Source organism: Caulobacter sp. 10L414 (genome assembly GCF_056395525.1).
Window position 1 is genome coordinate 1 of record NZ_JBFTJR010000069.1, and the last position, 23318, is coordinate 23318.

15 protein-coding genes and 1 pseudogene are annotated in these 23318 nt (G+C 70.0%); 8 read left to right on the forward strand and 8 right to left on the reverse strand.

Annotation, left to right across the window (positions count from 1 at the left end; translation table 11 throughout):
• From AC1DCG_RS21575 to AC1DCG_RS21590, 4 genes and pseudogenes are all read right to left on the reverse strand, one after another.
• Positions 1 to 201 (reverse strand): annotated as a pseudogene (locus tag AC1DCG_RS21575) (hypothetical protein); the annotation flags it as partial.
• 31 nt (positions 202 to 232) lie between these two features.
• Entirely contained in the window at positions 233 to 793 is a 561-nt protein-coding gene (locus AC1DCG_RS21580) for an RNA polymerase sigma factor (protein ID WP_165257134.1), read from the reverse strand.
• Between the two features lie 34 nt (positions 794 to 827).
• Positions 828 to 1235, reverse strand: coding sequence for an EF-hand domain-containing protein (locus AC1DCG_RS21585; RefSeq protein WP_477030730.1), 408 nt, complete (start codon positions 1233 to 1235; stop codon positions 828 to 830).
• Between the two features lie 182 nt (positions 1236 to 1417).
• Positions 1418 to 4306 (reverse strand): bifunctional [glutamine synthetase] adenylyltransferase/[glutamine synthetase]-adenylyl-L-tyrosine phosphorylase, encoded by a 2889-nt coding sequence (locus tag AC1DCG_RS21590; protein WP_477030731.1) that lies wholly within the window; start codon positions 4304 to 4306, stop codon positions 1418 to 1420.
• 98 nt (positions 4307 to 4404) lie between these two features.
• On the opposite strand from AC1DCG_RS21590, the gene AC1DCG_RS21595 reads away from it, so the two are divergent.
• The 3 genes from AC1DCG_RS21595 to AC1DCG_RS21605 all read left to right on the forward strand — a co-directional run bounded on the left by AC1DCG_RS21595 (position 4405) and on the right by AC1DCG_RS21605 (position 6464).
• On the forward strand, positions 4405 to 4773 hold the full coding sequence (locus AC1DCG_RS21595; RefSeq protein WP_058349304.1) for a BlaI/MecI/CopY family transcriptional regulator: 369 nt from the start codon (positions 4405 to 4407) through the stop codon (positions 4771 to 4773).
• On the forward strand, positions 4763 to 5671 hold the full coding sequence (locus AC1DCG_RS21600) for a M56 family metallopeptidase (RefSeq protein ID WP_477030732.1): 909 nt from the start codon (positions 4763 to 4765) through the stop codon (positions 5669 to 5671). Before AC1DCG_RS21595 ends, AC1DCG_RS21600 begins: the two co-directional genes overlap by 11 nt.
• Before the next feature lie 232 nt (positions 5672 to 5903).
• Positions 5904 to 6464 carry a hypothetical protein gene (locus AC1DCG_RS21605; RefSeq protein ID WP_477030733.1) on the forward strand — a complete coding sequence of 187 codons (561 nt, stop codon included), beginning with the start codon at positions 5904 to 5906 and terminating at the stop codon, positions 6462 to 6464.
• A gap of 106 nt (positions 6465 to 6570) precedes the next feature.
• Here AC1DCG_RS21605 and AC1DCG_RS21610 read toward each other — a convergent pair whose 3' ends face one another.
• Positions 6571 to 9357 (reverse strand): TonB-dependent receptor, encoded by a 2787-nt coding sequence (locus tag AC1DCG_RS21610; protein ID WP_477037057.1) that lies wholly within the window; start codon positions 9355 to 9357, stop codon positions 6571 to 6573.
• A 340-nt stretch (positions 9358 to 9697) separates the two neighbouring features.
• Here AC1DCG_RS21610 and AC1DCG_RS21615 point away from each other — a divergent pair, with 340 nt between their 5' ends.
• The 3 genes from AC1DCG_RS21615 to AC1DCG_RS21625 all read left to right on the forward strand — a co-directional run bounded on the left by AC1DCG_RS21615 (position 9698) and on the right by AC1DCG_RS21625 (position 14455).
• Positions 9698 to 11014, forward strand: a complete 1317-nt coding sequence (locus AC1DCG_RS21615) for an MFS transporter (protein WP_477030735.1) — start codon at positions 9698 to 9700, stop codon at positions 11012 to 11014.
• A complete protein-coding gene (locus AC1DCG_RS21620) occupies positions 11014 to 12858 on the forward strand; it encodes a DUF8034 domain-containing protein (RefSeq protein ID WP_477030736.1) in 1845 nt (614 codons plus the stop codon). Before AC1DCG_RS21615 ends, AC1DCG_RS21620 begins: the two co-directional genes overlap by 1 nt.
• Positions 12859 to 12940: 82 nt before the next feature.
• Positions 12941 to 14455: a right-handed parallel beta-helix repeat-containing protein gene (locus tag AC1DCG_RS21625; RefSeq protein WP_477037058.1), complete on the forward strand. Its 1515-nt coding sequence runs from the start codon at positions 12941 to 12943 to the stop codon at positions 14453 to 14455.
• Between the two features lie 191 nt (positions 14456 to 14646).
• On the opposite strand, the gene AC1DCG_RS21630 is transcribed toward AC1DCG_RS21625, so the two are convergent.
• From AC1DCG_RS21630 to kdgD, 3 genes are all read right to left on the reverse strand, one after another.
• A complete protein-coding gene (locus AC1DCG_RS21630; protein ID WP_477041661.1) occupies positions 14647 to 16212 on the reverse strand; it encodes a carboxylesterase/lipase family protein in 1566 nt (521 codons plus the stop codon).
• Between the two features lie 56 nt (positions 16213 to 16268).
• Positions 16269 to 17177 (reverse strand): LysR substrate-binding domain-containing protein, encoded by a 909-nt coding sequence (locus AC1DCG_RS21635; RefSeq protein ID WP_116487740.1) that lies wholly within the window; start codon positions 17175 to 17177, stop codon positions 16269 to 16271.
• Positions 17178 to 17301: 124 nt separating this feature from the next.
• On the reverse strand, positions 17302 to 18219 hold the full coding sequence (kdgD, locus tag AC1DCG_RS21640) for a 5-dehydro-4-deoxyglucarate dehydratase (RefSeq protein WP_165257115.1): 918 nt from the start codon (positions 18217 to 18219) through the stop codon (positions 17302 to 17304).
• Positions 18220 to 18715: 496 nt separating this feature from the next.
• On the opposite strand from kdgD, the gene bcsA reads away from it, so the two are divergent.
• Positions 18716 to 23083, forward strand: a complete 4368-nt coding sequence (gene bcsA, locus AC1DCG_RS21645; RefSeq protein ID WP_477030739.1) for a UDP-forming cellulose synthase catalytic subunit — start codon at positions 18716 to 18718, stop codon at positions 23081 to 23083.
• Between the two features lie 14 nt (positions 23084 to 23097).
• Positions 23098 to 23318, forward strand: a 221-nt coding sequence (locus tag AC1DCG_RS21650) for a hypothetical protein (protein ID WP_477041662.1), incomplete at its 3' end; no start/stop codon positions are given.

A 23318-nucleotide genomic window follows, 5' to 3' on the forward strand; every position in this document is an offset into this window, starting at 1 on the left:
GCCCAGCAGGGCGGCGTCGGCGGCCTGGGCCGGAACCAGGTCGAGCAGGCGGTCGAGGTCGGCCTCGGCGGCCAGCAGCGCGCCCAGGCCGTGCGGATCGGCGGCCAGGGCCGCGCGGGCGGCCTCGCGCACCTCCTGGGGCCAGCGGCCGATGTCGCCGCCGTGGGCGGCCGCCAGTTCGGCGAAGCGGTCGGGGGTCATGGTCGCGCGCCCTCCTTGATCGTCCCGGTGCTCATCGGACCGCCTCCATCAGGTCGGCCAGGGCCGCGCGCAGGGCGCGCCGTCCACGGCCAAGCAGGCTTTCCAGCGTCTCGACCGACACCTCCAGCAGGGCGGCGGCCTCCTTGTTGCCCAGGCCCTGGTGATGGCACAGCACGATCGCCTCGCGCTGGCGCTCGGGCAGGGCGGCCAGGGCGCGCTCGATGCGCCCGCCGATCTGGACGCCCAGCAGCGCGCCCTCGCCGGTCGGGGCCGCGTCGATCACTTCCGGGGGCTCCGCCATCGCCGTCTCCCGCCGTCGCCGCAGCCGGTCGCGGCACAGGTTCAGCGCCACGCGGTGCAGCCAGGTGTCGAAGCGGGCCTGGCCCGGACGCCACGAGGGCGCCTGTTTCCAGGCCCGCAGGAAGGTCTCCTGGGCGACGTCCTGGGCCTCGTCCGGGTCGGCCAGAAGCCGCCGGGCCAAGGCCAGGATGCGGGGCAGGCGAGCGTCCAGCAGCCGTCGCACCGCGACCGGGTCGCCCCGTCCCACGCCCTCCAGCAACGCCAGGTCGGGGTCTTCCCCCTCGCTCGCCAAGCCTCACCTCGTCACGCCAAGCCCATGCCGGCCGTCACATCGCGGCCTTGGCCTTGCCGGCCGCGGCCTGTCGTTCGGCCGAGGTGAGCACGCCGTCGCCGTCGGCGTCCATCCGCTTGAAGCGCTTGCCGGCCATGGCCTGCAGTTCGGTCCGCGACAGGAAGCCGTCCTTGTCGGCATCGAGCCGCCCCCACAGGCGCTCGCCGCGACCCGCCTTGGCGCCCTGGGCCTTGGCGGCGTCGGGCTTCTTCTGGCGCATGGCCTCGAACTCGGTCCTGGACAGCTTACCGTCCTTGTTGGCGTCCAGCTTGGCCAGCATCTGCCCGGCGCGGTCGGCCTGGAAGGCGGCGAGGGGCTGGCCGGCCGGCTTGGTCTGGGCCATGGCGGGGAGGGCGCAGGCGGCGATCGCGGTCGCGGCGACCAGGGTGGTGAACGTCTTCATCGAATGCTCCGGGTGAGGGTATGGCCCGTCCTTCTGGAGCTTCAACGGGGCAGGGCGGGGTTTCCGTCGCTGGGGGCGGCAGGCCCCCTCCGGCCCTTCGGGCCACCTCCCCCAGAGGGGGAGGATCTTGAGCGCCAAGATGCTCCCCTCCGGGGGAGCTGTCGCGGAGCGACTGAGGGGGTCTACCTCACCACCTGTTCGAACGCCTTGCGGGCCTCGGCCTTGGCCTTGACCAGCTTGGCCTTCAGCGAGCGGAACTGCGTCACGTGGCCGGCGCGGGCCAGGAGGGCGCGGAAGGCCTTGGGTTCGCTTTCCGGGTCGTCGCCGTTCTCCAGCGCCACCTTGATCAGCTGCGACAGGTCCTGCTCGAGCCGCCAGGCCGACAGGGCCGCGTTGAGCGAGGCCTTGTCGCCCAGGCCCGCCTCGATCAGCGCCGACAGGGCCTCGCCGGTGTTCTGGGCCAGCGGACCGCCGTCCGGTCCGTGGGCCAGTTGCAGGAACTGGGCGATGAACTCGATGTCCACGAGGCCGCCGGGCTCCAGCTTCAGGTCCCACGGGCCCTTGCCCGGCCGCTCGCGCTCCATCAGGTCGCGCATGTCCAGCACGTCGGCGGCGGTCCTGGCCACGTCGCGCGGGCGGCGCAGGGCGGCCTCGATGGCGCCTTCCGCGCGCGCTTTGAAGGCCGGCGAACTGGCCCAGATCACCCGGGCGCGGGTCAGGGCCAGCAGTTCCCAGGTCTCGGACTCGCGCTCGTAATAGTCCTCGAAGGCCGCGAAGCTGACGGCCACCGGTCCCTTGCTGCCCGAGGGCCGCAGCTTGAGGTCCACCTCGTACAGCGTGCCCTCGGCCGTCGGCGCCGACAGGGCCGAGGCCAGGCGTTGGGTGAAGCGGGCGTAGAAGACGTCGGCGCTCCAGCCCTTGATCTCCGAAACGACGTCCCCTTGGGCCGCCGGCGCGTCGACGGCGTACAGCGTCATCAGGTCAAGGTCGGACTTGGCGGTCATCTCGCGCGAGCCGGCCTTGCCCAGGGCGACCACGGCCACCTGGCCGGGGAAGGCCCCGCCCAGCCGCTCGACCTCGGCCAGGGCGGCGGGGGCCAGGCCGCCCACGATCAGGTCGCCGAGGTCGGCGAAGGCCCGGCCCACGTCGCGGGCGTCGGCCGTGCCGCTCATCACCCGCACCCCGATACGGAAGGTCTGGTCGCGGAACAGGCGGCGGGCCGCGTCCATCGAAGGCTCGAACTCGGCCGGGTCCCACGGCGCCTCGGAAGGCATCTCCATGGGGCCGAAGAAGGCCGGGTCGAGCAGGGCGTCCAGCGCCGTGGGCCGGCGGGCCAGGGTGGTCGCCAGGCGCGGGGCGAAGGCCATGACCTGCACCACCAGTTCGAACAGGCGCGGCTGGGCCAGGAACAGCGACTGGATCTGCACGCCCGAGCTCAGCGAGGCGAAGAAGTCGGCGAAACGGTTGAAGGCCGCGTCCGGCGCCCCCGTCGCATTGGCCGCGTCCAGCAGGCGCGGGGCCAGGCGGGTGAAGAGCTCGCGGCCGCGCTCGGTGCGGGTGGCGGCGATGTGGCCGTGATGCCAGCCGCGGATGGTGGCGGCCACGCGCTCGGGGCTCGAAAAGCCCATGCGCTTGAGCGTGGCCAGGGTCTCCGGATCGTCCTCGACGCCGGTGAAGACCAGGCTGCCGAAGCGCGACGACAGCTCCTCCTCGCCCTTGAAAAGCGCGCCGTAGCGCTGGTTGACGCCTTTCAGCATCTTGCCGACGGCGGCGTCGAAGCGGCGCAGGTTTGCCTGCCCCCACAGGGCGGCGACCTTCTTCCGGTCGGCGTCTGACTCCGGCAGCTTGTGGGTCTGGTCGTCTGCGATCATCTGGGCCCGGTGCTCCAGGGCCCGCAGGTCGTGATAGGCGGCGGTCAGGTAGGCGCAGTCTTCCGGGGTCACATGGCCGGCGTCGCGCAGGGCGGCCAGGGCGTCCAGCGTGCGCGGGCTGCGCAGGTCCGGGTGGCGGCCGCCCAGGATCAGCTGCTGGGTCTGGACGAAGAACTCGATCTCGCGGATGCCGCCGCGGCCCAGCTTCAGGTCGGCGCCCTTGGCCTCCAGCCGCTCGTCCACCTTGTAGGCGTGGATCTGGCGCTTGATCGAGTGGATGTCGGCGATGGCGGCGAAGTCGAGATTGCGCCGCCAGATGAAGGGCTGCAGCTCGGCCAGGAACGCCTCGCCGCGGGCGATGTCGCCGGCCGCGATGCGGGCCTTGATGTGGGCTGCCCGCTCCCAGTTCTGGCCGACGCTTTCGTAGTAGTCGAGGGCCGCGTCGATGGGCATGGCCGGCGGGGTCGACGACGGATCGGGGCGCAGGCGCAGGTCGATGCGGAAGACGTAGCCGTCGGCGGTGCGCTCGGCCAGCATCCGGCCCAGGTGCTGGGTCAGGCGCACGGCCACGCCCTGCGGCTCGGTTCCTTCGCTCACCGGCAGGGTCTCGGGCGCGTAGAAGATCGAGAAATCGATGTCGCTGGAGTAGTTCAGCTCATAGGCACCGTGCTTGCCCATGGCGATGCAGAACAGGCCGGGGATCGGGCCGTCGGCGCCGTCGCCGACATGGGTCAGCGCGCCGCGCGCCACCTCGACCCGGGCGGCCTGGGCCAGCGCCGCGTGCAGGCTGGCGTCGGCGAAGCGGGTCAGGGCCCCGGTGACCGCGTCGAGGTCCCACACCCCGCCCAGGTCGGCGAGGGCGGTCAGCAGGTGCAGGTCGGCCTTCAGTTCGCGCAGCGTCTTGCGGGCGACCTCGAAGTCGGGCTCGGCGGCGACGGCGTGGGCGGCCGCCAGGATCTGGGCCAGGCGCTGTTCGGGATCGCTGTCGAGGATGGTCGGCAGGCGCAAGCCGTCGCGCCGGGCCAGGCCCGCCAGATAGGCGCTGGCGGCGAACACCGGCGCCAGGGCCGGCCAGGCCGCGTCGACCACGCTCATCCGCTCGCCGGCCCGCTTGGCGATCATCTCGTGGGCGCGCTCGGCGGCCTTGGGATCGACGACCGGACCGCAGGGCGCGAGGCGAGGGGCGAGCAGAAGAGTCATGGCGCGCACTCTTAAACGACCGGCGGCGTCCGCCAAGCATCGCTTGACGGCTTCATTTACGGGCGTAATCATTCAGGTCAGTAGAGCAGCGGACAGCCATGAGCATCACCCACGCCGAAAGCCACGTCATGGAAGCGCTCTGGAGCCAGAGCCCCCTGACCGTCGAGGAGATCCTGGAGGCTGTCGCCGGCCCGCAGGGCTGGGGCGAGGCGACGGTCAAGACGCTGATCAATCGCCTGCTCAAGCGCAAGGCCATCGAGTCGCGCCGCATCGACGGCCGCGTCCGCTACGTGCCGATCGTCAGCCGCGCCGAATATCTGCAGACCGAGAGCCAGGGCCTGCTGGACCGCCTGTTCGAAGGCCGCCTGACGCCGCTGGTCGCCCATTTCGCCAAGCACCGCTCGCTGTCGCCCGACGAGGTCAAGCAGCTGAAGCAGCTGATCGCGGAGCTGGACGATGCTGATTGAACTGCTGGCCATAACCCTGCTGCGGGCGCAGCTGGCCGCCGCGGTCGGCGTGCTGGTCGTGCTGGCGCTGCGCGTGCCTGTGCGTCGCCTGGTCGGTTCGGAAGCCGCCTACAAGCTGTGGCGCTTGGCGCCGGCGGCGGCCCTGGCCAGCGTCTTCCCCAGCCTGTCGGACGCCCTGGGCGCGGGCGCGGCGCAACAGCCGCCCGAACGCCTGCTGGCCGTGGCCTTCCTGGTCGTCTGGCTGGCCGGCGTCGTCGGCCTGGCCGGCTTTATCGCTCTGTCGGAGCGGGCTTTCCGCCAGCGCGCCCGCGCCGGCCTGGAAGGTCCGGCGGTCATGGGCGTGTTCTGCCCGCGCCTGGTCATCCCGCGCGACTTCGCCCAGCGCTTCACCGCCGACGAGCGTGAGCTGGTTCTGGCCCACGAGCGCGCCCACATGCGTCGCGGCGACCCGCGCGGCAACCTGATCATCACCGCCTGCCAGGCGCTGGGCTGGCTGAACCCCGTCGTCCATCTGGGCGCGGCCGTCGCCCGCCTGGACCAGGAGATCGCCTGCGACGGCGACGTCGTGGCCCTGCACCCCAAGGCCCGCAAGCGCTACGCCGAAACCCTGATGAAGGCCCACGCCTTCACCGCCGCCTCGCCGCTGGCCTGCGCCTTCGGCCGTCACCCGCTGCTGTCGCGGGTTCGGGTCATCGCCGGCCCGGCCCCGGTCTCGAGCGAGGGGCTGACGGCCGCCGTCACCCTGGGCGCGCTGACGGTGATGATCGTCATGGGCGTCTGGAGCCTGGCTCCGCGCGGCCCGGCCCCGCCCTCGACCCGCATCCCCGGCGCCAGCGCCCGGCTGTTCGTCGACGGCGTCACCCCGCCGCCGCTGAACCGCAGCGCCGAGGCGCGGTAGGGGCTCTAGCCCCGCCCTTCTTCGTCATCCCGGCCGCAGCGTAGCGGAGAGCCGGGACCCAGGGGCCGCCGCACAGCGTCGGCCTCCGCCAGGGCGGAGAACCCAGGCGTCGCGTCCGGTCCCCTGGGTCCCGGATAAGCCCTGCGGGCTTTCCGGGATGACGACGTAAAGGGGAATTGAAAGTAATTATTACGCGTGTAATCTTTCTCTCGGTCAGAGGGGGAAGATCGCCATGTCGTTCGTGCTGCCCGTTCCCGACGCCTATGTCGGCCGCAAGCGCGGCGTGGCGCTGGCCTGGCGGATCCTGGGCCTGGTCATGGTCGTCTCGCTGCTGGCGGCGTTGGCCTACGGGATCTTCGACTTCATCCGGTTCGAGCGGGCCATGGGGCCGCTGCCCCAGGCCAAGGGCGAGGCGCTGGAGCCCGCCCGCCGCCAGGCCGCCCGACGCTGGGCGGTGGTGCATCCCGCCCTGGTCGCCCGTCTCAAGCAGTCGCGCGAGCTGGAGTTCGGCGGCGTTTGGATGATGCGCACGGGCCGGGTGTGCGGCGTGGTCAACGGCAAGACCAGCTTCGGCGGCTTCACCGGCATGACCCGGTTCTACACCCAGGGCGACACGCCGGTGTTTGCCTATGACGACAAGGGCGCCTTCCGCGAGACCTGGCATCAGTGCGACCGCGACCGCTGGGCGGTGATCCGCCAGGGCTCTGACGAGACGGGCTTCTGCGCCACGAAGTTCGGCCAGACCCGCTGCCGGGTGGTGCGCCGCCAGGCGACCACCATGCCGAGGGAGTAGGGGGCGGACCGGGGCTTGTCCCAATCCCCCAAAAAAGAAGGCCCGCGCCGCCCTGGAAGGAGAGCGACGCGGGCTGTCTAGGCGCCGGGGGGAGGTAGGATCGCGCCTAGAAGTTGTAGCGGAGGCCGACGATGAACTGGCGGCCGCTGTGGGTGTAGACGTTCAGTCGGTCGCTGTAGCCGACGTACTGGTCGTTGAACTCGTCGGTCAGGTTCACGCCCTCGATCGACAGTTTCAGGTTGTCGCGGATGTTCCAGCTGGCCTGCATGTCGACGTTCAGGGTCTCGTTGGTGCCCTGGACGATGTTGGCGTCGCTGGCGGGCACCTGCGACAGGTAGCCGTCGCGATAGGCCAGCGATCCGCGGACGCTCCAGGTCGGGGTCTCGTAGTAGAGCGTCAGGTTGGCGGCGTGCTTGGACAGGCCGATCAGCGATTCCCGGATCGGCGGCGTGGCCCCCGTCTGCGAGGTCGGATAGTCGATCTCGGAGTCGACGAAGGTGTAGTTGGCCACCACGCCGAAGTTGCGCCAGAAGCCGGGCAGGAAGGTGAAGGGCTGCTGGACGTTGACCTCGAAGCCCTTCAGGTCGCCGCCGTCGCTGTTCACCGGCTGGGTCACCTGGAACACCTCGCCGGAGTTGGCGCCGGTGCCGGTCAGCAGCGAGTCCGGCAGGCCCAGGGTGTTGTAGACGGCCTCGCGGCGCAGGGTGGCCACGAAGGTGTCGATGCGCTTGTAGAACACGCCGACGGCCATCATCGCCCCTTGCGAGGGGTACCATTCCAGCGACAGGTCCAGATTGTCCGACTTGGTCGGGTTCAGGTACGGATTGCCTGAGCTGTAGTTGCGGTTGGCGCCCTGCACCGCCACGTCGCCGCCGGGCGACAGCGAGCCGATGCCCGGACGGGCGATGGTCTGGGCGGCGCTGACGCGGGCCACGATGGTGTCGGTGACGTCGGCCGCCAGGTTGAACGAGGGCAGGGTCAGGTCGTAGTCGCGCTTGACCTCGACCCGCTGGATCGCGCCGGCCACGGCGGCGTAGCCGGCCGACTCCTGCTTGGTGTGCACCCGGCGCAGGCCGGCGTCGCCGCGGAAGGGCAGGCCGAAGGCGTCGAACTTGAACTCGGCCTGGACGTAGGCTCCGTAGTCCTGCTCCTCGACCGCCCCGTACTGGCCGCGGGCCGAGGTGTTGTTGGTGTCGGTCATCGCGTAGATGCCCTGGTTGCTGTAGATGTTCAGCAGGGCGGCGTACTTGTCGATGTCAGGCACCAGCCAGGCGGTGAAGTTGCCTTCAGGCAGGTCCATGTTGCGGCCCAGGCCGCTGAACACGCGCGAGACCGAAGCCAGCTGGGCGGGCGTCAGGGTCTGAACCGTGGTCTCGCTGGCGCGATAGGCGCCGTAGCTGTCGTACTCGAACTTGCGCCAGTCGACCCCGGCCTTGAGGCGCAGGTTGTCGTTCAGGTCCCACTCGCCATAGACCTTGGCGGTCGAGAACTGGTTCTCGACGAACTGCGGCCGGATCCGCACCTCGGAGGTGCCGTTGACCGCCGACCAGTTGGCCGGGTCGGTGGCGTCGAAGCCCAGCAGGATCTGCGGCGCGCGGCCCTTGCGGAAGTCGTAGACGTAGTTCTGGCTGTTGGCCCGGTCGAAGGTGACGATGGTCGAGATCGGCTGGGTGAAGGTCGAGTCCGCGTAGCCGATCAGGGCCCCGACCCGCAGGTTGCTGCTGAAGTCGTGCGTGCCGGCCAGGGTGAACTGCTTGAACTCGGTGTTCAGCTCGTCATAGGCGGCCTGGGTGCGCAGATCGACATTGTCCATCCGGGCGTAGACGAGGTTGCCGTTCTCGACGACGCCGTCGCGGATGATCGTCTGCGGCTTGCCGGCGCCGCTGCGCGACAGGCCCAGGGCCTGCAGCTGGGCTTCCTTCCGCGTGCCGGCCAGATAGGCGTACAGCGCGTCGAAGGTGATCTGGGTGTCGGAGCTGGGCTTGTACTGCAGCGAGCCGGCCACCCCGAGGCGCTTGTTCTCGATGTCGTAGCTGACATAGCCGGGGATGCGCGGGGCGAAGAGGTCGGCGCTGTTGATCTGGGCGATGGTGTAGCCCGGGATGGTCGAGGCGCTGTTGAAGCCGCCGTTGCTGGCGCCGGTGGCCCAGCGGGTGATGTTGGCGCCTTCCTCCTTGAGGCGGCGCTCCTCGTAGGCGACCGACAGCAGGGCGCCCAGCTTGCCGTCGAAGAAGGTGCGGCTGCCCAGCGCCGAGATGCGCGGCGTGGTCTTCTGGGCTAGGTCGTTGTAGCTGGCGCCCGCCGACAGCACGAGCTGGGGCTTGCCGCTGTCGAAGGCCTTGGCGGTGGTGAGGTCGACCGTGGCGCCCAGCGAGCCTTCCTCGACGTCGGCCGAGGCGGTCTTGCGCACGGCGATGCTGTTGAAGAGATCCGAGGCGAAGACGTTGAAGTCGAAGCCCCGGCCGCGGTTGGTGCCGCCGCTGTTGGCGGTGCCGCCGGTGGTGGAGATGGCCTCCATGCCGTTGATGCGGACGCGGGTGTATTCCGAGCCCAGGCCCCGGACGGTGATCTGACGGCCTTCGCCGTTGATGCGCGAGATCGACACGCCGGGGATGCGCTGCAGCGACTCGGCCAGGTTCAGGTCGGGGAACTGGGCGATGTCCTCGGCCTTGATGGCGTCGACCACGCCGCTTTCGTTGCGCTTGAGGTTGATGGCGCTCTGCAGGCTGGCGCGGAAGCCGGTGACGACGATGGCCTCGACCTCGTCCGAAGCGGGTTCGGCCGCAGGCGGCGGGGCCTCCTGGGCCATCGCGGCGCCGGCGGCGAGAATGGTGAAGGCCGAAGCGCTGGCGCCGAGCACGGCGCGCAGGCGGAGATTCCTGTTGGACGTCATCTGTCCCTCCCGATGCCCGTCTGCGCGGGCCGCTTTTGGAAGCCGGCCGAGCCTGCTTCTTCGTTGCCTGAACCATAGGGACGGGTTCGATCAGAGGGCCAATCCCAATCAGGTATGGACCTATGCGCGATGTGCACCGATCCACAGGTTTCCGCAGCGGCGCCTGTCGGCTCGCGCGCGGGCGATCCTTTGACAGCCTTGGGTTTCGATGCGTACCGCGGTTCGATCCATGTCGCCCGTGGATCGGTCCATAGGCGATTTGACTTAGACCTGGGCCCCGACGCCCCTTAGCGTCCTTCCAAAGCGCCGACGACAGAGCGGCGACCAAGGGAGAGCGTCAATGACCGAAACCACCAGGCGTACCCGCGTGCGCTGGCTGATCATCGCGACGCTCTTCATCATCACGACGATCAACTACGCCGACCGCGCCACCTTCTCGATCGCCGGCCAGTCGGCGTCGAAGGAACTGGGCCTGGATCCGGTGGCCATGGGCTACATCATGTCGGCCTTCGCCTGGGCCTACGTGCTGGGCCAGATCCCCGGCGGGGCGCTGCTCGACCGCTTCGGCTCCAAGAAGATCTACACCGCCGCCCTGGTGCTGTGGTCGAGCTTCACCCTGCTGCAGGGCTTTTCGGGGATCTTCACCGGCCTGGCGGCCGCCGTGGCCCTGTTCTTCATGCGCTTCCTGGTGGGCCTTGCCGAGGCGCCGTCGTTCCCGGCCAACGCCCGCATCGTGGCCGCCTGGTTCCCGGGCTCGGAGCGGGGCACCGCCTCGGCGATCTTCAACTCGGCCCAGTACTTCTCGCTGGTCGCCTTCGCGCCGCTGATGGGCTGGCTGGCCCACGACTTCGGCTGGCGCTCGGTGTTCTTCGTGATGGGCGCGATCGGGATCGTGGCGGCCTTCTTCTTCGTCAAGCTGATCCACAGCCCGGTCGAGCACCCGAAGATCAGCAAGGCCGAGTTCGACTACATCGAGGCTGGCGGCGGCCTGGTGCGGATGGAGGACAAGAGCGCCAACGCCGGCGCGGCCTTCACCTGGGCCAACGTCAAGCAGGTGCTGACCAGCCGCATGCTGCTGGGCGTCTATATCGGCCAGTACTGCATCAACGTGCTGACCTACTTCTTCGTCACCTGGTTCCCGATCTACCTGGTCAAGGCGCGGGGGCTGTCGATCCTGCAGGCGGGCTTCACCGCCGCCCTGCCGGCCCTGTGCGGCTTCGCCGGCGGCCTGCTGGGCGGGATGATCTCCGACCATCTGCTGAAGAAGACCGGCAATCTGGACATCGCCCGCAAGACGCCGCTGCTGCTGGGCATGATCCTGGCCACCTGCATCGTCATCTGCAACTACGTCGAGCAGGAGTGGCTGGTCATCGTGATCATGGCCGCAGCCTTCTTCGGCAAGGGCGTGGCGTCGCTGGGCTGGGCGGTGGTGTCGGACACCTCGCCCAAGGAGATGGCCGGGGTGACCGGCGGGGTCTTCAACACCTTCGGCAACACGGCCGGCATCGTGACCCCGATCGTCATCGGCTACATCGTCCAGGCCACCGGCTCGTTCGACGGGGCGTTGATCTTCGTCGGCGCCCACTGCCTGATCGCCGTGCTGGCCTACTTCCTGATCGTCGGGAAGATCCAGCGCCTGCAGCTGAAGGCGGCCTGATGCTTTCTCGACGCCATGTTCTGGCCGGCGCCTCGGCCCTGGTGCTCGCGGGCCTTGGCCGCAAGGCGAGCGCCGCGCCCGCCGCCCTGGCCGTCGCGACGCCGATGGTCGCGCCCGAATGGGCCCTGCTACAGCGCGAACTGCTCAGGGCCAACGAAGAGGCCTGCGAGGCCTTCTTCGCCCGCTATTTCGACGATCGCGGCTACCTCCTGGCCTTCGAGCGCTGGGGCGCCAACGATGGTCCCGACGACGCCATCGAGAACGTCAACGACTGGCCGACCCTGCACGCCCTGGGCGCCGGCGACCGCGTGCTGGCCCTGGCCCAGAAGGCCTTCGAGGGCAATGTGCGCCAGTACACGGCGGCCAAAACCAAGGACGTGCCGTTCGCCCGCGAGGGCATGTACTATAAGGAATTCCCGGTCATGAGCGACTGGCAGCACCTGTCCGAGGGGCTGTCGGTGTTCAATCTGCTGGGGCTGTCCGCGCCCGACGATCCGCGCTTCCGCGAGCGGGCGAAGAGGTTCTCGGGCTTCTACACCGGCGAGGATCCGTCCACGCCGAACTACGACGCCAAGCTCAACATCATTCGCAGCATGATCACCGGCAGCCGGGGACCGATGCTGCGCAAGGCCACGCCGCTCGACTGGGCCGGCGACCCCTTCGACGTGACCCACTTCTTCATGGAGCACGGCGAGCGCTCGTACGAGGAGACCCTGCGCCACTACGACGAGTATGGCGACGTGGTCGGCGACAGCCCGCTGAACCTGCAGGCCACCAGCCTGGTGATGAACGCCTACATGCTGGACCACGAGGCCAAGTACCGCGACTGGATCCTGAAGTATGTCGACGGCTGGATCGAGCGGGCGCGGGCCAACGGCGACGTGATCCCCAGCAAGGTCGGCCTGGACGGCAAGGTTCCCAAGGACCGCTGGTGGAGCGGAACCTACGGCTGGGGCTTCAGCCCCGTCGTGCCGCAGGCCGGCCATCGCGAGGACCGCAACCGCGTGCCCCGCGCCATCGTCGGCTTCATGAACGCCTACCTGCTGACCGGCGACGACAAGTATCTCGACGTGTGGCGGCGCCAGAACGACGTCATCAACGCCCAGAAGAAGGTCGAGGACGGCAAGGTCTCGACGCCGCGCATGTACGGGGCCAAGGGCTGGTACAGCTTCGCGCCCGGCGAGTACCAGCTGAACGGGCTGGAGATCTGGTATCTGTCGATGAAGCCGTCCGACCGCGCCCGCGCGGCGGCCCATCCATGGCTCGACTGGCTGGATGGCAAGGATCCCTCCTATCCTGCCAAGACGCTGCGCGGCGACCTGGAGCGGGTGCGCGCCCGCGCCCAGGCCCAGCGCGACGACGCCTCGACCCCCGACACCCGCCTGGCCGACGCCGCGCTCGACATCAATCCGGCCAGCGTCACCGCGCTGATCCAGCTGATGGAGGGCGGCATCCACATCGCCCGCCCGCCGTGGTCGAAGTCGTCGCCCTCGCAGGGCGGCGCGCTGCACTACGCGCGCCTGCGCTACTTTGATCCCCAGCGCCGCCGGGCCGGCGTTCCGCAGGACGTCGCGGCCCTGGTCGAGCGGTTGAGCGACGACGAGACGGTGGTCAGCCTGGTCAATCTCAGCCAGGTCGCCCCGCGCTCGGTGACGATCCAGGGCGGCGCCTATGGCGAGCACCAGATCCAGAGCGCCGCGATCGGCGAGGGCGCGCCCCAGGCGGTCGACGCCTCGGCCTTCACCCTGCGCCTGGCGCCGGGCTCGGGCGCGCGCCTGACCCTGAAGATGAAGCGCCACGTCAACCAGCCGACGCTGAGCTTTCCGTGGGACAGGGTGGGGTAGAGCCCCCATTGTTCGTCATCCCGGATAAGCCCCGCGGGCTTTCCGGGATGACGTCTGTTGTGGACCTTGAATGGAGGGACCGATGGTTCGTGTAGCGTCCGCCGCGATCGCCGCGGCCCTGCTGGCGTCGCCCGCCTTGGCCCAGGACCCCAAGCCCATCGCGGCCGTCGCCGCCGGCGGGCCGGCCCAGGGCGCGACGGCGACCGAGCTTCTGCTGGTCGATCGCGCCGCCGACGACGGCGCCAGGGGCTCGCTGCGCTGGGCGATCGAGACCAGCAACGCCGAGCCCGGCCGCTATCGCATCGAGATCGCCGCCCCGGCCATCGTGCTCCAGTCGGCCCTGCCGCCGATCAAGGGGCCCGTGGCCATCGAGGGTCAGGCCTTCGCCCGGTCCGGCGGTCACAACGTCATCGACGGTTCGGGCTATCTTCCGCGTGACCTGAAGTCGTGCCCCGGCATGGTGCAGGGCCAGTACGGGACCAATGTCCGCACTGCCAGCAATCCCGGCTTTGCTTTGGTCGACACCCGGGGCGTCAGCCTGCGCGGGCTGGAGATCAGGGGCTTCTGCATCGGCGTGCTGGTGCTACGCACCTCCAACGCGGTGATCGCCGACAATCGGATCGTGCGGAACATCGGCGGCGCGGGCGTGATGCTCAGCGGCGACGACGGCAAGGGCGGCTCGACCTCGCACACCACGCTCGACAACAAGGTGCTGCGCAACGCCTTCGTCGAGAACGGCGATGGCCTGGAGCTGACGCGGGGCGCGGCCTTCAACCTGATCGCCGACAACAGCTTCGACGGCGGGACCGACAACCTGGAGCCCTCGCAGGGCATCGAGATCCTGTGGGGCAACGACAACACCGTCGTGCGCAACCGCTTCTCGAACTATTCCGACGGGCTGCAGCTGAACTGGGGCGCGCGCAACTACATCGGCGCCAACGTCTTCACCGGCAACGCCTTCGGGATCAGCGTCAGCGGCGCCGACAACATGATCGCCGGCAACGAGATCCGCGGGAACGGCATCGGCGTCGCCGTGCGGCCCGAAGCCAAGGTCGCCGCCAACCGCATCAGCCAGAACGCCATCGCCGGCAACGGCAAGCCGATCATGCTGTGCTCGGCCGGCGGCTCGTGCGACCCGGCCATGGCGCGCGGCGGCGTCGTGATCGGTCCGCCGGGGCTGGAGCACGCCAGCTTCGTCGGCTCGCGCGGCATGGGCGTGGTGTTCGACAAGGCCGGCGCGGCCCAGGTCTGCACGGCGGCGAACACGCCTGAGAAGTGCCACGCGACGCCGCAGTTCGGGCTGCTGCCGCCGAAGGTGATCTCGGTGCGCGCGGTGGGCGGCAAGACCGCCGTGAAGGGCGAGGCCGCCGCCCGGGCCGGCGGGGTGGTGTTCGTCGAACTGTTCGCCAGCCCGAAGGGCGGAACCGAGGGCGAGCGCTATCTGGGCGTGGTGAAGGCCGTGGCCGACGACCAGGGCCGGGCGGCGTTCGAAGGCCAGGTCGACGGCGCGGCCCCCGGCTCGGCGATCACCGCCACCACGACCACGGCGGCGGGGGCGACTTCGGCGTTCTCGGCGGCGGTGGGGCTGGGGCGGTAGGGGGAAGACCCCCCTCAGTCGCTCCGCGACAGCTCCCGCCGCCTTGGATCCTCTCCCTCTGGGGGAGGTGGCCCGGAGGGCCGGAGGGGGGACGTTTTCAGCTGCCGGGGCGTTGGGGAGTCATCAGCAACTTCCCCCCACCGATCGCTATGCGATCGCCTCCCCCACAGGGGGAGGTTCCTTGAGCGAAGCTACGTCCCCTCCTTCATGAATGGCGCGACCGCGAAGATCTCGCGCTCCTCCCGTCGCGGATCATCCACCATCGTCGAGGTCTCGTTGACCACCAGGGTCGGCCGGCGAGGCAGGGTGTATTTCTCCCAGGCCGGGATCGCCGCGCAGTTGGGATCGCCCGTCCGGGCGAAGGCCGCGAAGGCCGCGCTCAGCTGGTCGCGCACCTTCATCGCCGCCGGTCCCGTGCCGGTCATCGAGCCCTTGGCGGCCAGCGTGCCGAACACCAGCGCGATGTCATAGCTGTGGTAGGCGCCCATCTTCGGGTCGGTCTGGGCGCCGAAGTCCAGCTGGTACATCCAGGCCGGCGCGCCGATGCGGGCCCGCTGCTCGGCCTGGATCAGGTGGCCCGGCCACGAGCGTCCGGCGGTGGTGATGGCGAAGAAGAGATCGGACGGCGAGGCCTGCGGATAGAGCGCCCGATAGCGGCCGACCAGGTATTCGGGCGACATGTCGAGGACCAGCTCGTTCTCCAGCCTGCCCGGCAGCTCGTCCCAGGTCAGGGCGAAGTTCTTGGGATCCCCGCCCAGGAAGGCCTTGGTCTCGTCGTGGGTGTTGCCGATGATCATCGGGATATGCCCGCTTTCGCGCGGGGCGTCGGGATAGAACGGGTGGCGCGGCAGCACGCCGTGGTCCACGACCGACCAGAAGACGACGCCGCCCTTGCGCTCCAGCGGGTCGCGCATCTTCAGCGCCTCGACCAGCTGGGCGGCGGGCAGGGTCCTCAGCTTGTCGGTCTCGCCGGGCTTGAGGCCCAACTTGTCCATGAAGGCGCGGGCGCGGATCGTGGCGTGGATCGGCCCCATGGCGGTGACGTGCTGGCCGCTCATGGTGGCGACCTTGTGGTAGAGGCCCGCCGCCCGCGGCATGGCCATCAGGGTCACGCACTTGGCCCCGCCGCCCGATTGGCCGAAAGTCATGACGTTGCCGGGGTCTCCGCCGAAGGCGGCGATGTTGTCGCGCACCCACTGCAGCGCCAGGATCAGATCCAGGTTGCCGACATTGCCGCTGTCGGCCAGTTCCGGTCCGCCCAGGCGCGCCAGGTAGCTGTAGCCGAAGGCGTTGAGGCGGTGGTTCACCGTCACCACCACCACGTCGTAGGTTTTCGCCAGCCAGGTTCCGTCATAGAGCGGGCTGGAGCCGGAGCCGTTGGCATGGGCGCCGCCATGCACGTAGAACATCACCGGCCGCTTCCTTCCGTCGGCGACGCCGGGCGTCCAAACGTTGAGGAAGAGGCAGTCCTCGCTGGTCGGCTCGTCGGTCTTCAACTGCGGACTGGCGGCGCCGTAGGCCAGGGCGTCGGCGATCCCCTTCCAGGGCTGGGGAGCCTCTGCCGGCTGGAAGCGCCGGGCCGAGGTGTCGGCGCCGTAGCGCACGCCCTTGAACACCTTGATCCCGTCCACCTCGGCGCCGCGCACCCGGCCCGCCGTGGTCGTCGCCACCGGCGCGGCGCGGCCGGCGGCGTTCACCTGCAGCGGCATGGCCAGCACGGCGGCGGCGCCCAGCACGGCGCGTCGATCGAGGGTCATGGCGTTCTCCCGTCTTTTATCGTTGGGCCGTGGGCGGCCGACGGGAGGAGGGCGCGTCAGCGCTCGTCCGGATCCGCCGGCGAGGCCTCGGCCAGGCAAAGGTCGATGAAGGTCTGCAGGATCGGGCTCTCGTTGTCCTTGCGCCAGGCCATGTAGAGCTCGACCGGCCGGTCGGGCGTGGTCTCGACGGGGCGGAACTGCACGTCGTCGAAGTGCAGGCTCATGGCCGACTCCGGCACGATCGCGGCCCCCAGGCCGGCGTGAACGAGGGCCAGCATCGAGTGGATCTGGGTGACGTGCTGCACGTAGTTCGGGGCCACGCCGTGGGCGTCGAACAGGGTCGTCAGCATGTTGTAGAAATAGCCCGCGCCCTCGGGCGAATACATGATCAGCGGACCGGCGTCGAAGTCGGCCAGGGTCAGGCTGGCCTTGACCAGGCGCGGATCGCCGTTGGGCAGGGCGGCGACCAGGGGCTCGGACAGCACGCGGGCGGTGGCGAACTCGGCGCGGTCCATCGGCGGGCGCACCAGGCCGATGTCGATGCGGCCGGTCAGCAGCGCCTCGACCTGCTCGCGGGTGACCATCTCGCGCAGGGTCAGGTCGGCGTTGGGCAGGCGGGCGTTGGACAGGATCACCAGGCGCGGCAGGAAGCTGTAGCCGGAGACGGCGGTGAAGCCGATGGCGATCTGGCCGGCGTCGCCGCTGGCGATGCGGCGGGTGGCCAGGGCCGCGCTCTCGGCCAGGCGCAGGATGCGGCGGGCCTCCAGCAGGAAGGCCCGGCCGGCCGGCGTCAGGCGCACCGAGCGGCTGGTGCGGTCGAGCAGGGTGACGCCCAGGATGCGCTCCAAGAGCTGCACCTGCCGGCTCAGCGGCGGCTGGGTCATGTTCAGCCGCTGGGCCGCGCGGCCGAAATGCAGCTCTTCGGCCGTGGCGACGAAGCAGCGAAGCTGGCTGAGTTCGAACATCGGAAAGCGCCCGTCGACAACACCCTGGAGTCGCGAGGCTAGACGTTCGTTGGGGCCGATCGCCAGCGCCTTCTTCCCGGGAAGAAGGGCCGGCGGCCGGACGGGGGTCAGCGCGTTCAGAGGGTCAGCCCTGGACGCGGGCGATCAGGCCCTGCAGTTCGGAGAACTCGGCCGGCGTCAGGTCGGTCAGCGGCTGGCGCACGGGGCCGGCGTCGCGGCCGACCGCCTTCATGCCGGCCTTCACGATCGAGACGGCGTAGCCCTTGCCCTTGTTGCGCAGGGCTATGTAGGGCAGCACGAAGTCGCGCAGGCCGGTCATCACCGTCTCGCGGTCGCGGGCGCGCACGGCCTTGTAGAACGACAGGGCCCACTGCGGCAGGAAGTTGAAGATCGCCGACGAGTAGGTCGTCACGCCCATCTCCAGATAGGGCAGGGCGAAGGTCTCGGCCGTCGGCAGGCCGCCGATATAGGTCAGGCGGTCGCCCATGCGGGCATAGACCCGCATCATCAGCTCCAGGTCGCCGACCCCGTCCTTGAAGCCGACGAGGTTGGGATTGCGGTCGCACAGCTTCTCGAGGGTGTCCTCGTTGATGATGGCGTTGTCGCGGTTGTAGACGATGACGCCCAGGCTGGTGGCCTTGCAGACCGACTCGATGTGGGCGGCGAGACCCTCCTGGGTGGCGTTGGTCAGGTAGGGCGGCAGCAGCAGCAGGCCGTCGGCGCCGGCGGCCTCGGCGTCGCGCGCCAGGTCCGTGGCGATAGCCGTGCCGTAGCCGCAACCGGCGATGACCGGGATCTTGCCGGCCGTTTCGGCGACCGCCGCGCGCACCACCTTGCCCACCTCGTCCGGACGCAGCGAGAAGAACTCTCCGGTGCCGCCGGCGGCGAACAGGCCGGCCAGCTCGTGGTCCAGCATCCAGGCGCAGTGCTCGCGGTAGGGCGCTTCCAGGAACTGGTGCTGGGCGTCGAAATGGGTGACGGGGAACGACAGCAGGCCGCCGCCGAGCTGGCGGGCCACGTCCGTCGGCGACATCTGGCTCATGAAGTCCTCTCCGAGCGACGGCCTGTTCCCGAACGCCGGGGGCCGTTTCTTGAGGCTGACGGTAGAGAGCCGGCCTGCCGGGGTCTAAGCCAAAGGCGCTATCGACCGATACCGGAATTGGCTCGATGCCCGGGCGCTGAAAACCGTTCCCCAACGCCCCCTTCGCGGTGAATTCCACCTTCGGGCGTGCCCGCGGGTTCGAACTCGCGGATAGAGTTGCCCGCAAGTATCGTTCGACGTTCATACTTGTAATCAGGTTTTCGAGGTCGCTGTTTTCCCATGTCGGGAAGTAATGCGGCCTTTGGTCGCGGCGACACCCTCTGGAACTGCTGCTCAATCAGTCATACGGCCTCGCTTGTAGGCCCATACGCGTAACAGATAGCATCGGCGGTCCGCGCCCGTTGGGAAGCTTGACTATAAGAGTGGAAGGTTCTTCGGCGATGACAGCAATGCAGCCATGGCCGTCGATCGAGGGCCAAGACTCGCGAGCGCTGGCATGACGACGGGGACCTCGCCCAAGTCGTTCCTGGAACGAGCGATGCTCCGCGCCGGGGTGGCGCTGCTGATCGCGGCGTTCCTGGCCGTCGCCGTCGTGGCGATCGTCGTGCCGCTCAGCTTCAAGGACCAGGCGCTGTTCGCGGGCGCGACCATCGTCGGCGTGGTCGTGGCCAACCGCCTGTCGCAGTCCAAGCACCTGACCATCGCCCTGTGCATCGTCTCGGTGATCGTCAGCACGCGCTATCTGTGGTGGCGCACGACCGAGACCCTGCATTTCCGCAACGCCGGCGAGGCGTTCTTCGGCACGGGCCTCTATCTGGCCGAGATCTACGCCTGGCTGATCCTGCTGCTGGGCTACCTGCAGACGGCCTGGCCGCTGCAGCGCCCGGTGCGGCCGCTTGAGGGCGCCCCCAACGCCTGGCCGCGGGTCGACGTCTACATCCCGACCTACAACGAGAGCCTGGAGATCGTGCAGGACACGGTGCTGGCCGCGCTGGGCATGGATTACCCCCGCGACCGCTTCAAGGTGTACCTGCTGGACGACGGCCGCCGCCCCGAGTTCAAGGCCTTCGCCGAGAAGGCCGGCGCGATCTACATGACCCGCCCCGACAACTTCGGGGCCAAGGCCGGCAACCTCAATCACGCCCTGGAGCAGACCGACGCCGAGCTGGTCTGCATCTTCGATTGCGACCACATCCCCACGCGCGCCTTCCTGCAGATGACGCTGGGCTGGTTCCAGGAGGACCAGCGCCTGGCCCTGCTGCAGACGCCGCACCACTTCTATTCGCCCGATCCGGTGCAGCGGAACATCCAGACGGTGAAGGACATCCCCGGCGAGGGCGACCTGTTCTACGGCGTCGTCCAGCCGGGCAACGACCTGTGGAACGCGGCCTTCTTCTGCGGTTCGTGCGCGGTGATCCGTCGCTCGGCGCTGGAAGAGACCCACGGCTTCGCCCACGAGACCGTCACCGAGGACGCCCACACCGCGCTGAAGCTGCAGCGCAAGGGCTGGAACACCGCCTTCCTGGAAATCCGCCTGTCGGCCGGCCTCGCCACCGAGCGCCTGGCCCTGCACATCGGCCAGCGCATCCGCTGGGCGCGCGGCATGACCCAGATCTTCCGGGTCGACAATCCGCTGATGGGCAAGGGCCTGACCCTGGCCCAGCGGCTTTGTTACCTGAACGCGATGCTGCACTTCCAATTCCCGCTGCCGCGCATCGTGTTCCTGACCTCGCCGCTGGCCTTCCTGCTGCTGGGCTTCAACATCATCAGCGCCTCGGCGCCGGTGATCCTCGTCTACGCCCTGCCGCACCTGGTGCACTCGATCGTCACCAACAACCGCATGCAGGGCGAGGAACGCATGGCGTTCTGGGGCGAGATCTACGAGACGCTGCTGGCTTTCCACCTGGTGGCCCCGACCATCGTCACCCTGTTCGCGCCCAAGCGCGGCAAGTTCAACGTCACCGACAAGGGCGGGCGGCTGGAGAAGGGCTATTTCGACTGGTCGCTGATGTGGCCGCACGTGGTGGTCGCGGGCCTGCTGATCGCCGGCATGTGCTGGGGGGTCTGGAAGCTGGTCACCGCCGAGCCCGACTTCGTGCTGGTCGGCACCCTGGTGCTCAACACCTTCTGGACGCTGTTCAGCCTGCTGGTGCTGCTGACCGCCATCGCCGTCGGCCGCGAGACCCGCCAGGTGCGCCAGCACGTCCGCATCGAGGCCCTGCTGCCGGCCCGCCTGCGCCTGACCAACGGCGAGGTTCTGGATGTCGAGACCCGCGAGGTTTCGATGGGCGGCCTTTCGGCGATCGTTCCCGACGGCTTCTGGGGGAACGAGCGCCACATCGACACGGTTGAATTCCTGCAGGACGAGCGCGCCCGCCAGTTCAAGGCCCGCGCCGTCATGTTCGACAAGGGGGTCTTGAGAGTGCAGTTCCTGCCGCTCGGTTTTGCCGAACGCCGCGACCTGGTGCGCAACGTCGTCGGCCGCGCGGACGCCTGGCAGCCCAACGCTCACTGGGCGCCGGTGCGGCCTCTGGCGGCCCTGGCCGGCCTGGTGCGGGCCAGCGCCAGCATCCTGTTCTGGTGGCGGGCGGCCAAGCCGGCCTCGCTGACGCCGCGCGCGCGGACCGGCGGGCCCGAGGGCGGCGCGGCGGTGATCCTGGCCGGCGCCCTGCTGGCCGGCGCCGTGGGCTGGAGCGGACAGGCCAAGGCCCAGGTTCCGGTCCAGGCCGTCGCGCCCGCGCCGGCCGGACAGGTGCGGGTGCTGACCCTGAAGGACCTGGGCTTTGGCCAGGCGCTGCGCCTTCGCGGCGTGCAGGGCGAGGCCGGCGTCGACTTCACCCTGCGCCGCGACGAGGTGGTCACCGGTGCGCGCCTGGTGGTCAACGGCGCCTATTCGCCGTCGCTGCTGGGCGACCTGTCGCAGCTGGCCGTCACCCTGAACGGCGAGCCCGCCGGCACGGTGATGCTGACCCCCGACCGCGCGGCCGGGACCGAATGGTCGATCCCGATCGACCCGGCCCTGTTCCTGCGCGACAACAACCTCAATCTCCGTTTCATCGGCCACTACACCCGCGCCTGCGAGGACCCGCAGCACTCGTCGCTGTGGATGAACGTCAGCAACCAGCGCTCGCGCCTGGAGCTGACCGTCTCGCGCCTGCCGGGCCAGCCGGACCTGTCGCAACTGCCCGGGCCGTTCTTCGACAAGGGCGGCGGCAAGCTGGTGCTGCCGTTCGTGTTCGCCGAGACGCCGTCCGACGCGGTGCTGCGCGGGGCGGGGGCGGCGGCCTCGTACTTCGGCATGCGGGCCAGCTATCGCGGCTTTTCCTTCCCGACCTTGATCGGCGCCCTGCCGCAGGGCGAGGGCGTGGTGTTCGGCCAGTCAGGCCAGACGATCGACGGCCTGACCCTGCCGCAGGTGGGCGGTCCCACCCTGGCGGTGATCGCCAATCCGCTGGCGCCCGAACGCCGCCTGCTGCTGGTGATCGGCCGCGACTCCTCGGAGATCCGCCGCGCCGCCCTGGCGCTCAGCATCTCGCAGGGCGGCCTCAGCGGCGCCATGGCCCAGGTCGACACCGCCCTGATCGCCCCGCGCGCGCCCTATGACGCGCCGCGCTGGCTGCGCATGGACCGTCCGGTGCGCATGGGCGAGCTGGTCGACGCCCAGCTGCTGCAGGCGCCGGGCCTGTCGCCGGCCCCGGTCAACGTGCCGTTCCGCGTGGCGCCCGACCTCTTCCTGTGGCCGGTGCAGGGCGCGCCGATGCGCGTGCGCTACCGCTATCCCAAGGGGCCGTGGTTCGACCGTGAGCAGTCGCGCCTGGACGTGTCGCTGAACGGCCAGTACCTGCGCTCCTACCGGCTCAGCGCCCAGGACCGCACCGCCGAGGTGCGCGGCCTGTTCAACCGCTTCGCCCGCAACGAGCACAGCCTGGACCTGCCGCCCTACCTGCTGTTCGGCGCCAGCCAGCTGCAGTTCTATTTCGACATCAAGAGCAACAAGACCGGCGCCTGCCAGGGCCAGCTGCCGACCAACGTCCACAGCGGCGTCGATCCCGACAGCACCATCGATCTCAGCGGCGGCCGGCACTTCGCGGCCCTGCCGAACCTGGCCTTCTTCGCCAGCGCAGGCTTCCCGTTCACCCGCAACGCCGACCTCGACAAGACCACCGTGGTGCTGGACGCGACCCCGGCGCCGGCCGACATCGAGGCGTTCCTGAACCTGATGGGCCGCTTCGGCGACGTCACCGGCGCGCCGGTGACCCGCGTGGCGATCTCGCGCGGCGGCGACGAGGCCGCGCTGAAGGGCCGCGACGTGCTGCTGATCGGCCGGCCGGAGACGGCGCGGCGCCTTCCGGGCCTGTTCGCGGGCGCGCCGGTGGCCTTCGAGGCCGACCGCCTGCGCCTGAAGACCGCCGCCCTGGCCGAGCGGGTGTTCCTGATGGCCGACGGCGAGGCGTCCGCCGCCCGCGAGCACGCCGACGACCTCTTGGTGGCCGGCGACGGCTTCGAGGGCCTGGTCAGCTTCCGCTCGCCCTACGACGGCGATCGGGCGGTGGTGGCGGTGCTGGCCAGTGATCCGGCCCGCCTGCCCGCCGTGCTCGCGCGCCTGGACGACCCGGCCCAGAACGCCCGCGTGCAGGGCGACCTGGCGGTGGTCACCGAGGACGGCTTCTCCAGCTTCCAGGTCGGCAAGCAGTTCCACACCGGCGACCTGCCGTGGTGGGTCTACATGATGTGGTGGTTCAGCCAGCGCCCGCTGCTGCTGGCCGTCTCGATCTTCGGCGTGGGTCTGGCCCTGTCGTTCCCGCTCATCTTCGCGCTGAAGTCCATCGCGCGCCGTCGCCTCGAAGGGGGCAGCCACAAGTGAAGACCCTGCGTCGCATGTCCGTAGAGGCCGCCCTGGCCGCCATCCTGATGGCGGGCGGGACGGCGAGCGTGGCTGAGGCCCAGACCGGAAGCGCCGCGGTGTCGGCCCTGGTGCGCCAGGGCGACTTCTGGAGCCAGAAGGGCCGCAAGGACCTGGCCGCCGACGCCTACAAGCGCGCCTTGGCCGCCGATCCCGGCAACGCCGCGGCCAAGCGCGGCCTGGCGGCGCTGGACGC

Bases quoted from the DNA above. Each gene is read 5' to 3' on its own strand.
- AC1DCG_RS21585 (WP_477030730.1), bottom strand. From the start codon at position 1,235: ATGAAGACGTTCACCACCCTGGTCGCCGCGACCGCGATCGCCGCCTGC.
- AC1DCG_RS21590 (WP_477030731.1), bottom strand. From the start codon at position 4,306: ATGACTCTTCTGCTCGCCCCTCGCCTCGCGCCCTGCGGTCCGGTCGTC.
- AC1DCG_RS21595 (WP_058349304.1), top strand. From the start codon at position 4,405: ATGAGCATCACCCACGCCGAAAGCCACGTCATGGAAGCGCTCTGGAGC.
- AC1DCG_RS21600 (WP_477030732.1), top strand. From the start codon at position 4,763: ATGCTGATTGAACTGCTGGCCATAACCCTGCTGCGGGCGCAGCTGGCC.
- AC1DCG_RS21605 (WP_477030733.1), top strand. From the start codon at position 5,904: ATGTCGTTCGTGCTGCCCGTTCCCGACGCCTATGTCGGCCGCAAGCGC.
- AC1DCG_RS21610 (WP_477037057.1), bottom strand. From the start codon at position 9,357: ATGACGTCCAACAGGAATCTCCGCCTGCGCGCCGTGCTCGGCGCCAGC.
- AC1DCG_RS21615 (WP_477030735.1), top strand. From the start codon at position 9,698: ATGACCGAAACCACCAGGCGTACCCGCGTGCGCTGGCTGATCATCGCG.
- AC1DCG_RS21620 (WP_477030736.1), top strand. From the start codon at position 11,014: ATGCTTTCTCGACGCCATGTTCTGGCCGGCGCCTCGGCCCTGGTGCTC.
- AC1DCG_RS21625 (WP_477037058.1), top strand. From the start codon at position 12,941: ATGGTTCGTGTAGCGTCCGCCGCGATCGCCGCGGCCCTGCTGGCGTCG.
- AC1DCG_RS21630 (WP_477041661.1), bottom strand. From the start codon at position 16,212: ATGACCCTCGATCGACGCGCCGTGCTGGGCGCCGCCGCCGTGCTGGCC.
- AC1DCG_RS21635 (WP_116487740.1), bottom strand. From the start codon at position 17,177: ATGTTCGAACTCAGCCAGCTTCGCTGCTTCGTCGCCACGGCCGAAGAG.
- kdgD (WP_165257115.1), bottom strand. From the start codon at position 18,219: ATGAGCCAGATGTCGCCGACGGACGTGGCCCGCCAGCTCGGCGGCGGC.
- bcsA (WP_477030739.1), top strand. From the start codon at position 18,716: ATGACGACGGGGACCTCGCCCAAGTCGTTCCTGGAACGAGCGATGCTC.